The sequence below is a fragment of the Dyadobacter chenwenxiniae genome (genome assembly GCF_022869785.1).
Taxonomy (GTDB): Bacteria; Bacteroidota; Bacteroidia; order Cytophagales; family Spirosomataceae; genus Dyadobacter; species Dyadobacter chenwenxiniae.
On record NZ_CP094997.1, the window covers coordinates 5,530,323 to 5,544,283 of the forward strand.

A 13,961-nucleotide genomic window follows, 5' to 3' on the forward strand; every position below is an offset into this window, starting at 1 on the left:
AACAAAAAAAGCAGATGAATAATGAAGCGTCTTCGGCGACATTAGACGAAAATAATGTTGATATGGCGAACACAGAAATCGCTACTTTCGGGACCGGATGTTTTTGGTGCACAGAAGCCGTTTTAGAGTCTTTGGACGGCGTTAAAAAAGTCGTTTCAGGTTATGCCGGCGGTAGTGTGGCTAATCCGAGTTATAAGGAGGTTTGTACCGGGAACACTGGCCATGCGGAATGTGTAGAGGTTGTCTATGATCCAAAAGTGATATCCTATGCGGAACTTTTAGAGGCATTTTTCCGCAGCCATGACCCAACATCGCTGAATAAGCAAGGAAATGACGTGGGCACACAATATCGCTCCGTGATTTTTTATCACAACGAAGCGCAGCAAAAGTTGGCTGAGCAAGCAAAGGCCGAGTTGGACAAATCAGGCGCCTATTCCAAGCCGATCGTGACTGAAATATCGAAGGCTCCAAAGTTCTATGTAGCTGAGGATTACCACCAAAACTATTTTGCAAACAATCCCGATCAAGGTTATTGCGCATTTGTAATTGCGCCGAAGCTTGACAAATTTAAGAAGGTTTTTAAGGAAAAATTGAGAAAAAACATTTGATAAAAAGGGGGAAAGTTTGTCCCCTTTCCTTTTGTCTACGAGCACCACCCGAATAATAACTACAATGGCACAAGTTTTGAAGCATTAAAATAAAGGCTTTAATTTGTGCCATTATTTTTTACACAAAAACTAATCTATTACGATGAAAAAGATTCTATTTTCGTTTTTGATTGCGGCCGTTCTGGGCGTAACTTCAGAAAAGGCTTTCGCCCAATTTGAAAAAGGAGATAAATTATTGAATGCGGGTATCAACCTTGGTGGAACTTACGGCGGCGGCGGAATCGGTGCTGGTGCCTCCTTCGAAGGTGGTGTACACGACTTTATTAGTGTCGGAGGGCAATTTGACTTTGTACACTGGGGTTACGGCGGCGGAATTTATGGTTACGGCTGGAACTACAATTTCATTAGCATTGGTGCGAGAGGTTCATACCATTTCGGAAAACACTTTCTAACCATGGATAATCTTGATCTTTATGCTGGTCCTGCATTAGGTTACCGTATTGCTAGTTCTTCTTATGATGGCATAGGCTATGATGCTTACGGAAGCGGTGTTTTCTTCGGAGCATTTGCAGGAGCACGTTACTATTTCAAACCAACAATGGGTGTTTTTGCAGAAGTTGGTTACAATGCATCTCCTTTAAAAGCTGGTATTACATTCAAGTTCTAATCAAAACAAAATATATCAAAAAGGCTTCGGATCACTCCGAAGCCTTTTTTTGTGCAATTGCATCAGATCAAAATTGCATACGTAATGCTAGATGTCCTGATCTGTTTGAAGGATCAAATCTTGGGCTAAGGCTAAGTGTAATAGGCTCATTTCTCCTTGTAAGTTCTCTTCTTACCCTGGTTGCCTTGGAGCCGTTTTTGCCGCCTTTTACAAAACCAACTGTACCGAATGTAACACCGCCAGCAAAGCCGCCAATCATCATCCAACCGCCTCTCATCGCCCTCTTTTCATCCTGATAGCTTTTGTAATTTCCATTTGCATCTGTTGCGCTCACCACAATCCCAGTTCCTATTGCCGCTATAATCACGCCCGCAGAAGTTCCCGCAATACCCATAATCATTCCGCCCTTCGACTTGGCTTTATAATATTTGTATATAGCCCGAAGCCTGTCCGGTGTGGCTGCTCGCAATTCTTCCTGAAAACGTGCTTTTGGTGATATGGTCTTGGATGAAGACGCTATTGGGGTGGAAGCTTTTGGAGTGGCAGGAGAATAATAACCTGGCACTTCCAGCACAGCTTCAAATGTTTCAACATCCCCGTTACCATATTGGATGGAAGCAATTTCCGTTTTTCTAACGGAGAAAAGCGGTCCGTCCGGGTCGTTTAGCTTCTTGTATTTAACAACATTGTCGTCGACTTCCTGGATCAGGACTTCCAGTTTTGTTGCATCACGAAGCGTAATGAGGTCGGGTTTACGAGGCGTTTGAGATTGTGCAAAATGGACGGCTAGCAGCAAAAAAAGGAAGAAAACCGAACCGATTTTCTTCCAGGACATTGTGATTTTCATTCGGGAAGGATGTTATAATAAGACATTTAGTACCAATAATGTTACTAAATAACTGCTATTAAAACGACATCCTCAATGTTAGCAGGCCCGACTTATTAAACGGGTCCAGGTTGGGGCTGATGGTTAAGTTGCTCAGTGACTGATTCCTGCGAACCAACTCATTCTTCACTTTCCCGGCCTTTTTACTGTGAAACTTGTAATTCCGGAAGCCAATAAGGCCCAGTCCTACACCCACGGCTGGCCCCGCAATAGCGAGTGAATTGCCAATGGTTTTGTTATCTGGGCTCGTTCCTGATCCTGCAATGATAATGCCTGAGACCAGTGAAGCGGCAGCAAATGAAGTGAAGACAATCGCGCCCGTTTTTCCGTCCAGGGATCGGTCGTGGTGGTAACGATATTTGTCCCTGAGCTGATCAGAATTTGCCATGACGACGCTTCTTTCAAACTTATCCGTCGGCAGATTGGCCATATCAGCATATTGTCCTACGCTGTCTGGCGGAACGTGGCCTGCAAGGACAGAATCCCTGACATTGATAATTTTACCGGTTTTGAGAATAACCCGGGCAACTTTGTCCAAGTAAATGTAGCTCTTAGTGCTGTCTGCCGTGCCAAGATCGCGGTAATTGATCTTTTCATAACTCATTTGCGTGATCAGCGCCTGTATCCTGGAACTATCCCGTTTGATGATGACGTCATTTTTTGCCGGTGCCTGCGCGCTAGACTGATTGAAAGCGGCGAAAGCTAAAACAATGCCGAACAGGAGCCCAGACTTAATAAATGTGTGTAATTGCATGTTTTTGCGGTTAGGTTGAAACAAGGTGTAAACTACACAATCTTTTCTACACAACTTGTAAAAAACCATGCTAACTACACACCAAATTTATTGAGCTGTTTCACAAGTACCTCAAAATCTTTGGGATACGGCGCTTCAACCCGGATTGGATCTCCATTCATCAGAGCAAACGACAACGCAAAAGCATGTAGCGCAACACGCTGAATAAGAGGTTGTTCCTCCGTTTCCTTTTTTAAATTGAATTTTCTTTTCAAACTGGAAAGGAAAATTGGCTCACCGCCATATTGCGGGTCACAAACAATCGGCGCTTTCAGGCAAGAAAGGTGAATGCGTATCTGGTGCATACGCCCGGTAATGGGGATACATTCCACTAACGTGTATCCGCGATAAACTTTCAGCGTATTGAAAATGGTTTCCGCTGTCTTGCCCTCTGCCCGGTCAATCTTAACGGCAGTGCCGTTTTTCAACTGCAAAATGGGCAGGTAAACAGAAATGCTGTCCAGGTTATGAATGCCGTTTGCAACAGCGTGATAACGCTTGGTCACTTCGCGGTGCTCGAATTGCATCGCCAAATGCCGGTAAGCGGCAGGGTTTTTTGCAAAAGCAAGAACGCCGGAAGTTTCCTTATCCAACCTGTGTGCCGCTTGGAGTTCAGAATTATATTCTTTCGCTAATCTCAACACACTTCCTCCCCTATCCGCTGTCCTTTCGTCCAATGTGGCCAGATGCGGCGGTTTATTAACGAGCAAAAAATCCTCGTCTTCAAATAATATCAGGTCCTTAAAATTGATCTTCATGAGTATTTAAATAAAAATAATCCGGAAGAACGACCCATTGTGGTTATTCCGCCGGATTGGCATGTTAAGGCAAAGATAACTACTTTTTGTATGCCTCTTTTCGATCTGCAACCTTAACCACTTCTATCAAAAGCTTGTCGTCTTCAATCGAATAGATCACACGATAATTACCAATCCTGATTCTATAACTGTTTGTAAAATTTTCTAGTTTCCTGACGCCCTGCGGCCTTGGATTGTTCATGAGCGCATCAATGTGCGTAATGATTTTTAATCTGAATGGTTTTGGAATGTTTTCTAACTCTTTTAAAGCAGATTTTTTGATTATGATCTTGTACATATCAATCTTTCGAAATCAGCGAGCTTTTTATTTCTTCCCAATCGAGTGAAGGCTCATTTTTTCTCAAATTAATTGCTACTTCATCCTCAATATCATCCAGAATATCCAAGAGATTGTCCCGATCTTTTAATAAATCAAAATCAATGACAACCGCCTTTTTTTGGCCTTCCTCATCCGTTAAATAGCTGATCCCTTTCATAATCCGTCAAAATTTAAGGAAAGTTAATAAATTCTAAACCAATGCGCTAACCTTCGTGGGGTTTGGATTGGTGGTGTCGGATTCGACGAGACCATCGCGCAGGCGGACGATCCTGTGGGCGTAATGAGCGATGTCTTCTTCGTGGGTTACCATGACGATCGTGTTGCCTTTGCTGTACAACTGGTCGAAGAGATCCATGATTTCGTAGGACGTTTTAGAGTCCAGGTTTCCCGTAGGCTCATCGGCCAGCAGGATGCTTGGGTCGTTAACGAGCGCCCGGGCAATGGCCACACGCTGGCGTTGCCCACCTGAAAGCTCATTAGGTTTGTGTCCGGCCCGATTTTCAAGTCCAACATTTTTAAGTGATAACATGGCTTTTTCTGTCCGGTCCGATTTGTTCAAACCAGCGTAAATAAGCGGTAAAGCAACATTATCGAGCGAAGACATTCTTGGTAAAAGGTTAAATGTCTGAAACACAAAACCGATTTCTTTATTCCTGATTTCAGCTAATTCGCTTTCTGTCATATCACTCACATCCTTACTGTTGAGGATGTAACGACCCGTCGTAGGCGTATCCAGACAGCCAATAATGTTCATTAACGTAGATTTCCCAGAACCCGACGGACCCATAAAGGCCACATATTCACCTTTATTAACTGAAATTGTGACTGATTTCAACGCCTGGATGATCTCGCTCCCCATCACATAACGTTTCGAAATTTCAGTGGTTTCTATGATTTTCATGGGATGTTTTTTCAGAAATTGGGATAAATATTTTACGTTATGCGGCAGACATAATAGTGCGCAAATGGCTGCTTACATACAAAGCGGCAAGAATTATCGGGGGAGAAACGGACTCATTATCAACATTGCCTTCGTCTTTCCAAAAGCTGGTTAATGTAAATTCAGCAGCGTCCTCAGCGGTTTTTACAATCCATTTTTTTCTGGTCCAGGACTCATATTTCCATTCATATAGCCCGTCTTCGTAGGTTATAGTGGCAGAATCACTCCAAACATTGTACTTGATTTCGCCAAGCACTTTTGTGCCGTCTATATCCAGAATTTTGGTGATTGTGTTGAAAAGGCCTTTGTTTTTAAATCGAAGCAAATAACCATTCAGCTCACCGTATCCCGTACTTTTCCAAAAGTTTGTTTTCAATATCCCGACGATCAGCTTTCCCCGGAAAATGCGGCACTCGGTTCCGCTGATGTTAGATTTCCAGGATAAAGACATGTTGATGAAGTGTAATGATTTCCCTAAAATATTAAATCACTGAAATTCCGCCCTTTGTTTTTCGATAAGAGCCCGCATAGGCTGATAGCGAGTCATAAATTGCTGATAATCGGCAGGCAATGCGTATTGTCTCACCTTTTCCTCCCCTTCATTTCCCTGCACGATTAAACCTTGTTCTAAACTCAGATACGCATATTGTTCCCAGAGTTGTGGCGCGTATTCATTATACCGCAATGCATCCAGCACCAGTTTATAAGCCTTCGCAGTTGATTTTTTCTGTCTAAAATACATAGAAGCTTCGGAAATGACCTTTTCGTCAAATGGATTTATGCGTACAGCATCGTCAAAATTTCGGTCTGAGGGTGATTTCCGGGCAAGTTGCAGCAACGAATCAGTGAGGGATTTTGGCTTTGCGCCGGAGAATAATGTTTGTTTCAATTTTTCAATGGCAGCATTTTGCTCTTTTTCCTGAATTTTATCCAAAAGCACAACCGCGACTTCTTTTTTATCAGATAAAGCATTTGCCACTGCCATTCCTATCGTTCCTTCAACGCCTTCCACCACCGACAATGCTTCAATGGCCTGATCGTAAAGGCCAAGCTGTAAGAGCCAGTGCCCCAATATTTTATGGTACAAATCGCTTTTTTCACCATCCTCATCTGCCCAGCCGGAAAGCGTTTCCAAGGCTTTTAATTTGTTGCCGCTGTAAAATTCAGAATATAAGGCTGCAAGGCTCAAATCCTGCGACAGAACCGGGTTTTTTGCTGCCAATGCTGGCAAAAGTTTCGCTGGAAAACTGTCAGTTTTGGCTTGATTAACACTATAATTCAATAAGTAAGCAAACGCAGAAGCACTTAGCAGCGAATCTGCGGGAACAGCGTTCTTATTAAATTTTTCCTCCGAAAAATTTTGTCTCAAATTCTGCACGGCAAGCCAGTTTGCCTGCCAGGAAAGATAATCACGCTTTTCACTCGCAGTCGCCAAAGAGTCCAATAATCCCGAATCCGTGTTCTTAGCCAAAATGGCGAGTAGATTTGTTGCAGGAATTTCGGCGCGTTTGGTCGTTTCTTCGGCCCTAGCGAGATAATAGTAAGCCGAGTCCGCCACATTTGTTTTGAAATACAGCATGCCCAAATTGTTGAGCAATTCGCCGCTTTTCGGAAATGTCCTGACGCCTTCCTGCAAGCTGTAAACGGCATCAAAAAAGAGATTTTCCTGTACCAAAATGCCGCTCAATCCGGAGTAAGCTTGTGGCGAGGGGTTTTTAAGCAATGATTGTCTGAAATAAAAAGCCGCCGCATTCCGGTCGCCCTGCCGCAATGCAAGCGAAGCCAGTGCGTAGTTGGATTTATGATTTTGAAATTCCTGCTGAACGGCGAGCTTGTAATATTGCTCCGAAAGCGAAAATTCCTCTGTATTCGCATGCAAATCGCCCAACCCATTGAAATATCCTGCAATGGCTTGGTTCACCGGCAGCAATCTTTGGATAGAAAACAGAACAATCAAGATTGTAAAACCAAACAAGCGCGTCTGAGTGAGTCCAAACCGGAGCGGCTTGTAAAGCACCTTATATACCGCCAGTTTTTGCTGAAAAAGCGGATAGAAATTGATCAGAACATAAAACAAAAACAGCACGCTCATCGCAAGTTGACCCTGCACCACAACATCTTCCAGTGTCTCCAAAACCGGATCATTAGCCGTCGCCGACATATATGTTGTGAAGGAAACAGCAATGATGAACATCCCGATATAGAGCCAGAATCCAGTGCTTCGGAAAGGGATAATGCCATCCGTGGAGTCCGCTCGGCGTCTGAAACCCCATATTCCTAGAATAGCAGCGGTCAATGCTAGAAAAACAGGGCTAACTAGTGTTAATTCCCAATCGATTTGCTTTGTATTTCTTAGATATAATAAAATAAGTAAAACTAAATACAAAATGCTGATTACAAGAAAATTAACTAATCCTGACTTGCCTTTCGAAACAGAACCACTGGTGCTAAGCCAAACCAGCGCAGCCATAATTTCAGTTGAAACAACGATAAGAAACAGAACCGTTATAAGCAGCCAAAATGGAAAGGAATAGGAAGCAGCCGTTAGTCCTGGAAGTGGGGTTTTTGCAACAAGAGCAATTAAGATAGCCAGAAAGGCAGTGACGCCGCCTACACCCAAAATACGCCTTGCAATGCCGAAATCCGGCCTGAATGCATGAAAATAATAAGTGACGCCCCCGTAAAGGATAACCGTTATCAGAAAAAGCGCCCGGTTAGCGTCTCCAAATGCACCCAGCATTTCCAGCCTTGAGAATGCCAGGAAGACAATAAAAACGATTGTTCCGGCTAAATACCAAAATCTGGACAATGTGGTTAATGCAGCCAGAACGATTGTCAGCCCTATCAAAGAAAAAACTAAAAACAGCGTAACAGATACAAAGTCAGTCTCCATAACCGAAGCCATAAAACTTTCCGTCACCAAATGTGAAGGTGTCGAAACGCCATATTGCCATTCGCCGAGTTGCAAGACATCCACTACAGCAGTCGTTTCCGACAGCTCGCTGATCACATTCCAGCGAATAACGTTTCCTAATGGATCAATGCTTTTGACAGCGAAAAAAATCAGCGCCAAAAGCAAAACAAGGAAAGCCGCAGCCGTCATCCTCCGCTCCGACGGCGACCAAACTTTCCAGAAAAAAAATTCCTTCATAGATTTTATTTAAAACAATTCGGAAACGTAAGAATACAGGGTTTTTCTATACAGCACCGTGAAAAACATTAATATCCTGTAATTTCCACTAAGTCGGTTTGTTCCAACAATGCCAGCGCTTGCAGCAGTTTTTCAGACAAAATTCTCTTAGTCTTTCTTTTGAAGTGTTACCGCAAGTGAGCCAGATAACCTTTGGCGGGCATCCATGTATATTCAGGAGTGAGACAAAATCATCGTCTTTGGTAATAACGATGGCATTTCGTTCTTTGGCGAGCGTAAATATCTCCCAGTCTTCTGCTGCACACAAGTTTAGAAATCGGGCAGAATAACATTCAATGTTGTAATGAGAGGCAATCCACAATGCAAGGCTTGGCGGAATGTGGGCATCCAGTATGATCATTAAGCAGCTTGCAAAACGGGATGGTTCAATTTAATCGCAGCGTATAGCAGGCAGGCGGTGATATCCTCCGGTTCAAGATCAGGAAGTTCCTCTGTTACGATCTGTTCAGCGGTCAGCCCGTTTGCCAACAACTCAATAACATCAGTTACCCGAATACGCATGTTGCGAATACAAGGTTTGCCGCCGCATAGGTTCGGATTGAATGTGATTCGTTCCAGGAGTTGCTTATTCATTTGTAACAAATATGTTCTATGTCAAATTTAACCGTTTCCGCCAACACTATCAACAAAACAAACCGACTATCTAAAAAATATCCAATAATTCAACATTTGCACTCTTGGTACTGACCAAATTATCTCCTACTTTTGCGGTCTGAAAAAAACCTCATTGGAGATAATCAAAATTATATAATGGCAAACGCGACAAACATAGGAAAAATTACGCAGGTAATTGGTCCGGTTGTAGACGTATCATTTGAGGATAGCGGACTTATTCCGTCGATCCTTGATGCGTTAGAAGTCATCAAATCAAACGGTCAGAGAGTAGTTCTTGAGTGTCAACAACACTTGGGCGAAGATCGTATCCGCACCATTGCAATGGACAGCACCGAAGGGATGCAGCGCGGAATGGCGGTTACTCCCCTTGGATCACCGATCAGAATGCCGGTTGGCGAAGGGATCAAAGGACGTTTGTTCAACGTGATCGGCGAAGCAATCGACGGACTTACACCGCTTGACAATTCGAATGGTATTTCAATTCACCGTTCAGCTCCTAAGTTTGAAGATCTTGCAACATCAACTGAAATCCTTTTCACAGGGATTAAAGTAATTGACCTGCTTGCGCCTTATGTAAAAGGAGGTAAAATTGGTCTTTTCGGTGGTGCCGGTGTTGGTAAAACCGTTTTGATCCAGGAATTGATCAACAACATTGCAAAAGCTTACGCAGGTCTTTCTGTATTTGCTGGTGTTGGAGAGCGTACCCGCGAAGGCAATGACCTGATGCGTGAAATGATCGAAGCTGGTATCATTAAATACGGCGACGAATTCAAACACAGCATGGAAGAAGGCGGCTGGGACATTTCAAAAGTGGATTATAATACTTTGAAAGACTCGCAAGCAACTTTCGTTTTCGGACAAATGAACGAACCTCCTGGCGCACGTGCCCGTGTTGCACTTTCAGGATTGACAATGGCTGAGTATTTCCGTGACGGAGATGGCGAAGGTCAGGGTCGCGATATTCTTTTCTTTATCGACAACATTTTCCGCTTTACACAAGCAGGTTCTGAGGTTTCGGCCCTTTTGGGACGTATGCCTTCTGCGGTGGGTTATCAGCCAACATTGGCAACGGAAATGGGACAGATGCAGGAACGCATTACATCTACAAAACGCGGTTCAATTACATCTGTACAAGCCGTTTACGTGCCTGCGGATGACTTGACTGACCCCGCTCCTGCGACAACATTTGCTCACTTGGACGCAACGACAGTATTAAGCCGTAAAGTTTCTGAAAAAGGAATTTACCCTGCCGTGGATCCACTCGATTCAGCTTCAAGGATTTTGAATGCGGAAACATTGGGTGCAGCACATTATGATTGCGCACAGCGTGTCAAGAACATTCTTCAGCGTTATAAGGAATTGCAGGATATCATTGCAATCCTTGGTATGGAAGAACTTTCTGACGAAGATAAGCTGGTCGTTTCACGCGCCCGTCGTGTTGAGCGTTTCTTGTCTCAGCCATTCTTTGTTGCAGAGCAATTCACAGGTTTGAAAGGAACATTGGTTGATATTAATGATACAATCAAAGGTTTCAACCTGATCATGGACGGAAGCTATGACCACCTTCCTGAAATGGCTTTCAACCTGGTTGGAACAATCGAAGATGCGCAGGCAAAAGGAGAAAAAATGCTTGCAGAAGCAACGAGATAGAGTTAAAAGTTTAGAGTTTATGAGTTATTCTCGTAGACTGCTCTTTGGGTGCACTAGACTCATTAACTCTAAACTCTTGAACTTATAAACTTAAAAACTCATGCATTTAGAAATCATCACCCCAGATAAGAAAGTGTTTGCCGGAGAGGCAAATGCCGTTACATTGCCGGGTACTGAAGGACAGTTTCAGGTTCTAAACCGTCACGCACCGCTGGTTAGCACACTGGGCAAAGGTGATGTGGTTGTGGATACAGGAGCCGCAAAACAAACTTACCTGATCGATGGCGGCGTTGTAGAAGTGCTTAACAACAAAGTTCTCGTTCTGGCAGAATCTGTTCTGTAAGATATACTAAATAGAAAAGCAGGTGTTGCGTCAGCGACATCTGCTTTTTTGTGTTTAAACGGCTCAGTAAGTTAAGCAGATTCCAGGATCAAAATAATCGCATCGTTGGATAATGCTTCAAACTCAACTTCTGAAACATTCCTCAGAGAAAGGCCATCGCGCTTCTCGAGCAGCCTGTTTTGGACTTCGAATGCGCCTTCGATGATGAAAATGAAGATGCTATTTGCTGGATTTTTGCAAATGTAGAGGCCATCCTGGCGTCCTTCATACTTTCCTATTACCTGCTTTCCGGAGCTGCCGACGAAATCCAATATTGGAATAAGCGTATTTTTATTGTTTAGGTCAAAGGCATTTACAGCTTTTTTTTGGATCGGCGGATTATCTGCCAAAAGCCTGATTTGTAGATAATTAACGGATTGGTACGGATACGGGTTCGTCATTACAAAATTATCACCCGGCATCACCGTAACACAAAGTGATTCTCCGGAATCAACATATAGCACATCTCCTTTCCCTTCGTCAATTTCAATAGCACCCACGAGTGGTAATAAAACAATTTGAACAGGCTCATTAACATTAACTTTCCGCGAAAATTGAGGCAAAAGCGTTTCATCATTCAAAGCCAGCAAAGTTCCTGACGGCTCCCGATTTTCAGCTTCGTAATGTTCAAAGTTGAAGGTATAAAATGCACGGTAACCTTCCGTCTGGAAATGCCCTCGCCGGCTTTGAAGATAAATCTGTGCTTCTGTATCCATTTATGCAACGATTGTTATGCGCTCACAATGATTGCATGGGTAAGTTCGTATCCAGCTGATACGCTGCCTGTTACAGTTGGCATTTCCGTGGAAGTGCCATCGCTGAACACATTGTCCCTTGCATTGCTAGTATCCGCTTGTCCGTGACTTGCGTAAACGCCCTGTGCATAAACTACTTTGCTGATCGCTTCCGGAAATGCAATTTGCGTTACCAGCAACGATTTTCCGCTCGCATTATACACGTGCACGTGAATGTGCGGCGCACGGCCAGAATACCAACCGGGGTAAATGCTTGTAAATGTGACCAATCCATTGGCGTCAGTGGTTTGTCGGCCTCTCAGGAAATGTACATGGGTATAGTTCGTCGATTGCATCCCTGATCCCCCATATTCGGAATAGTTTCCACCTGCGTCGCAATGCCATATGTCGACAAGCGCATCGGGCAATCCTTCACAGCTTTTGTTCAGATTCTGGATCGTTATTTTGATTGATAACTTCGTTCCTTCCCTGTCAGAAGTAATGTCATTTGTTACCAGGCTGCCCGGCGTTTTTGTAGGGAATGGTCCGGCGGTCTCAGATGCGGTTACGGTGCAGGTTCCTGATGCAGAACCGGTTGTGGTTCCGCTTGTTGTTTCAGTTCCCGTTTCCATGGTGTCAACCGTATTGCCTGAGCAGCTGATCATCGGCATAATCGCAGCAAAGCCCAGTGCGGAAAATCCTCTTTTTAAAAATTCTTTACGTTCCATTTTTTTCAGACAGTTCATGATTCTGAATACATAATCGCATTAAATGGTGCGAATGTTGCAGTGGGTGGTTGAAGTGTCGGTGATTAGCCGCCTGTTATGGGAAGGCCTAGAAATAGAAGCCAGCCTGCGAGGTGAATGATCCAAAGATTTGGCCTCAATATTAAGGCTGAAAGTCAACGGTTTGTTTGCAATATTAAGCATTAACAATGTAGCGGGTTACAAAAAGAAAAAGTTTTCCTATTTTCGGAAAGCACAACTTCACTCTCCCTATGCAGCAACCAGCAGCTAAAAACGAACTTTTCAAAATCCTTGGTGTCGGATTTGGCGTCGCTGTTACGGTTGGTGGCACAATCGGAACCGGCATTCTCAGAAAACCAGGCCCTATTGCAGCGCAGCTGGGGGATTACTGGCTTATCATGGGACTTTGGGCCGCTGTGAGCTTGTACGCTTTTCTGGGAACATTGTGCACCATTGAATTGGGCACGTCTATGCCGAAAGCCGGCGCCTGGTACATTTATGCACAACGCGCTTTTGGCAATTACGCGGGGTTTGTGGTAGGGATAAACAGCTGGTTAGGAACCTGTTCTGCATTGGGCTTCGGCGTTTACACAATGAGTGAATATCTAGCGCTGCTTATGCCCGCATTCGTCGGTTACGAGCCTTATGTAGCGGCTGGCATGCTGTTAATTCTGACCGGCATCCATTGGATCGGACTAGCGCTGGCGAGCAGTTTTCAAAACGTAATGAGTGTGCTCAAAGGTTTGGGATTGTTCATTTTTGTGGCCGTTTGCTTCATTTATGGAGACGAAGTTACCGCAGAACAAGCGCAGCTGACGACCAGCAAAATTGTAGAAACAGGCAGCTGGATCGCGCCCGTGATTTTTTCGTTACAAGCGATTTTTTACACTTACGACGGCTGGCACACAGCAGCATATTTTTCAGAAGAAGACCGTGATCCGACCAAAAACCTGCCGCGTTCGATGATTGGAGGGGTTTTGCTGATCATTGTCATTTATCTGCTCTGTAATCTCGCCATTTTGCATGTGTTGCCGATGAATGAATTATCCCAGTCGAAGCTGGCCGCTGCGGATTCGATCAGGCTGATTTTTGGCGAAGGTTCAGGCAAGATTGTGACCCTTTTCCTGATGATTTCTATCTTGGGAATCGTGAATGCGCAATTGCTTTTTAATCCGCGTGTTTTATATTCTATGAGCCGCGATGGGTTGTTTTTTCGTGGCGGAACGGCGGTTAACAAGGGAGGAACGCCAGCGGTTGCCATGCTGATAACTTCCGCGGTCGCCATTACATTAATCCTCATTGGCAAAAATGCTACGGAGAAGCTCTCGGACATTGCAACATTCTTTTTCGTCTTAGGTTATACTTCGGGGTTTGCGTCCTTATTAGCATTACGGAAGAAGGAACCTGAGCTGCCGCGTCCCTGGAAAGTGCCCGCCTATCCTGTTTTGCCCATTATCATGCTGTTTTTATCCATAGCATTTTTGGTTGGTGCGGTCATTCAGGATATTGAGAGCAGCCAGTATGCACTACTTTTTCTCGTTATCAGTTATCCAGCTTACCTGCTTGTGAGCCGGCTGAACCGTTAATATTTA

The 13,961-nt window shown here is 44.1% G+C and carries 17 protein-coding genes; 5 read left to right on the plus strand and 12 right to left on the minus strand.

Going from position 1 to position 13,961, the window contains the following annotated elements; genetic code table 11:
* Window positions 1-14: 14 nt before the first annotated feature.
* Window positions 15-608 (plus strand): peptide-methionine (S)-S-oxide reductase MsrA, encoded by a 594-nt coding sequence (gene msrA / locus MUK70_RS23665; RefSeq protein ID WP_234658747.1) that lies wholly within the window; start codon window positions 15-17, stop codon window positions 606-608.
* A 142-nt stretch (window positions 609-750) separates the two neighbouring features.
* Window positions 751-1,275 carry a porin family protein gene (locus MUK70_RS23670; protein WP_234608743.1) on the plus strand — a complete coding sequence of 175 codons (525 nt, stop codon included), beginning with the start codon at window positions 751-753 and terminating at the stop codon, window positions 1,273-1,275.
* Window positions 1,276-1,342: 67 nt separating this feature from the next.
* Here the strand turns inward: MUK70_RS23670 and MUK70_RS23675 are convergent, their stop codons facing one another.
* The 10 genes from MUK70_RS23675 to MUK70_RS23720 form a co-directional block, all read right to left on the minus strand.
* The gene (locus MUK70_RS23675; protein WP_234658746.1) at window positions 1,343-2,122 is read right to left on the minus strand and encodes a hypothetical protein; all 780 of its coding nucleotides are present in this window, start codon (window positions 2,120-2,122) and stop codon (window positions 1,343-1,345) included.
* Between the two features lie 58 nt (window positions 2,123-2,180).
* Window positions 2,181-2,915 carry a hypothetical protein gene (locus MUK70_RS23680; RefSeq protein ID WP_234658745.1) on the minus strand — a complete coding sequence of 245 codons (735 nt, stop codon included), beginning with the start codon at window positions 2,913-2,915 and terminating at the stop codon, window positions 2,181-2,183.
* A gap of 74 nt (window positions 2,916-2,989) precedes the next feature.
* Window positions 2,990-3,712 carry an RluA family pseudouridine synthase gene (locus MUK70_RS23685; RefSeq protein WP_234608740.1) on the minus strand — a complete coding sequence of 241 codons (723 nt, stop codon included), beginning with the start codon at window positions 3,710-3,712 and terminating at the stop codon, window positions 2,990-2,992.
* Window positions 3,713-3,791: 79 nt separating this feature from the next.
* The gene (locus MUK70_RS23690; protein WP_234658744.1) at window positions 3,792-4,049 is read right to left on the minus strand and encodes a type II toxin-antitoxin system RelE family toxin; all 258 of its coding nucleotides are present in this window, start codon (window positions 4,047-4,049) and stop codon (window positions 3,792-3,794) included.
* Window position 4,050: 1 nt separating this feature from the next.
* The gene (locus tag MUK70_RS23695; protein ID WP_234658742.1) at window positions 4,051-4,248 is read right to left on the minus strand and encodes a hypothetical protein; all 198 of its coding nucleotides are present in this window, start codon (window positions 4,246-4,248) and stop codon (window positions 4,051-4,053) included.
* Window positions 4,249-4,281: 33 nt separating this feature from the next.
* Window positions 4,282-4,992, minus strand: coding sequence for an ABC transporter ATP-binding protein (locus tag MUK70_RS23700; protein ID WP_234608738.1), 711 nt, complete (start codon window positions 4,990-4,992; stop codon window positions 4,282-4,284).
* Window positions 4,993-5,029: 37 nt separating this feature from the next.
* Entirely contained in the window at window positions 5,030-5,482 is a 453-nt protein-coding gene (locus MUK70_RS23705; protein ID WP_234658741.1) for a hypothetical protein, read from the minus strand.
* A gap of 36 nt (window positions 5,483-5,518) precedes the next feature.
* Window positions 5,519-8,182, minus strand: a complete 2,664-nt coding sequence (locus MUK70_RS23710) for a tetratricopeptide repeat protein (RefSeq protein WP_234658740.1) — start codon at window positions 8,180-8,182, stop codon at window positions 5,519-5,521.
* Window positions 8,183-8,270: 88 nt separating this feature from the next.
* Window positions 8,271-8,582: a DUF5615 family PIN-like protein gene (locus MUK70_RS23715; RefSeq protein ID WP_234658739.1), complete on the minus strand. Its 312-nt coding sequence runs from the start codon at window positions 8,580-8,582 to the stop codon at window positions 8,271-8,273.
* Window positions 8,582-8,815, minus strand: coding sequence for a DUF433 domain-containing protein (locus tag MUK70_RS23720; RefSeq protein WP_234658738.1), 234 nt, complete (start codon window positions 8,813-8,815; stop codon window positions 8,582-8,584). The genes MUK70_RS23715 and MUK70_RS23720 overlap by 1 nt, the downstream gene beginning before the upstream one ends.
* A gap of 177 nt (window positions 8,816-8,992) precedes the next feature.
* On the opposite strand from MUK70_RS23720, the gene atpD reads away from it, so the two are divergent.
* Window positions 8,993-10,507 carry a F0F1 ATP synthase subunit beta gene (gene atpD / locus MUK70_RS23725; RefSeq protein WP_234608734.1) on the plus strand — a complete coding sequence of 505 codons (1,515 nt, stop codon included), beginning with the start codon at window positions 8,993-8,995 and terminating at the stop codon, window positions 10,505-10,507.
* 100 nt (window positions 10,508-10,607) lie between these two features.
* On the plus strand, window positions 10,608-10,850 hold the full coding sequence (gene atpC / locus MUK70_RS23730; protein WP_234608733.1) for an ATP synthase F1 subunit epsilon: 243 nt from the start codon (window positions 10,608-10,610) through the stop codon (window positions 10,848-10,850).
* Window positions 10,851-10,921: 71 nt separating this feature from the next.
* Here atpC and MUK70_RS23735 read toward each other — a convergent pair whose 3' ends face one another.
* A complete protein-coding gene (locus MUK70_RS23735; protein ID WP_234658737.1) occupies window positions 10,922-11,605 on the minus strand; it encodes a pirin family protein in 684 nt (227 codons plus the stop codon).
* A gap of 14 nt (window positions 11,606-11,619) precedes the next feature.
* A complete protein-coding gene (locus MUK70_RS23740; protein ID WP_234658736.1) occupies window positions 11,620-12,351 on the minus strand; it encodes a dioxygenase family protein in 732 nt (243 codons plus the stop codon).
* 269 nt (window positions 12,352-12,620) lie between these two features.
* Between MUK70_RS23740 and MUK70_RS23745 the strand changes: the two genes are divergently transcribed.
* The gene (locus tag MUK70_RS23745) at window positions 12,621-13,955 is read left to right on the plus strand and encodes an APC family permease (RefSeq protein WP_234658734.1); all 1,335 of its coding nucleotides are present in this window, start codon (window positions 12,621-12,623) and stop codon (window positions 13,953-13,955) included.
* Window positions 13,956-13,961: the final 6 nt, after the last annotated feature.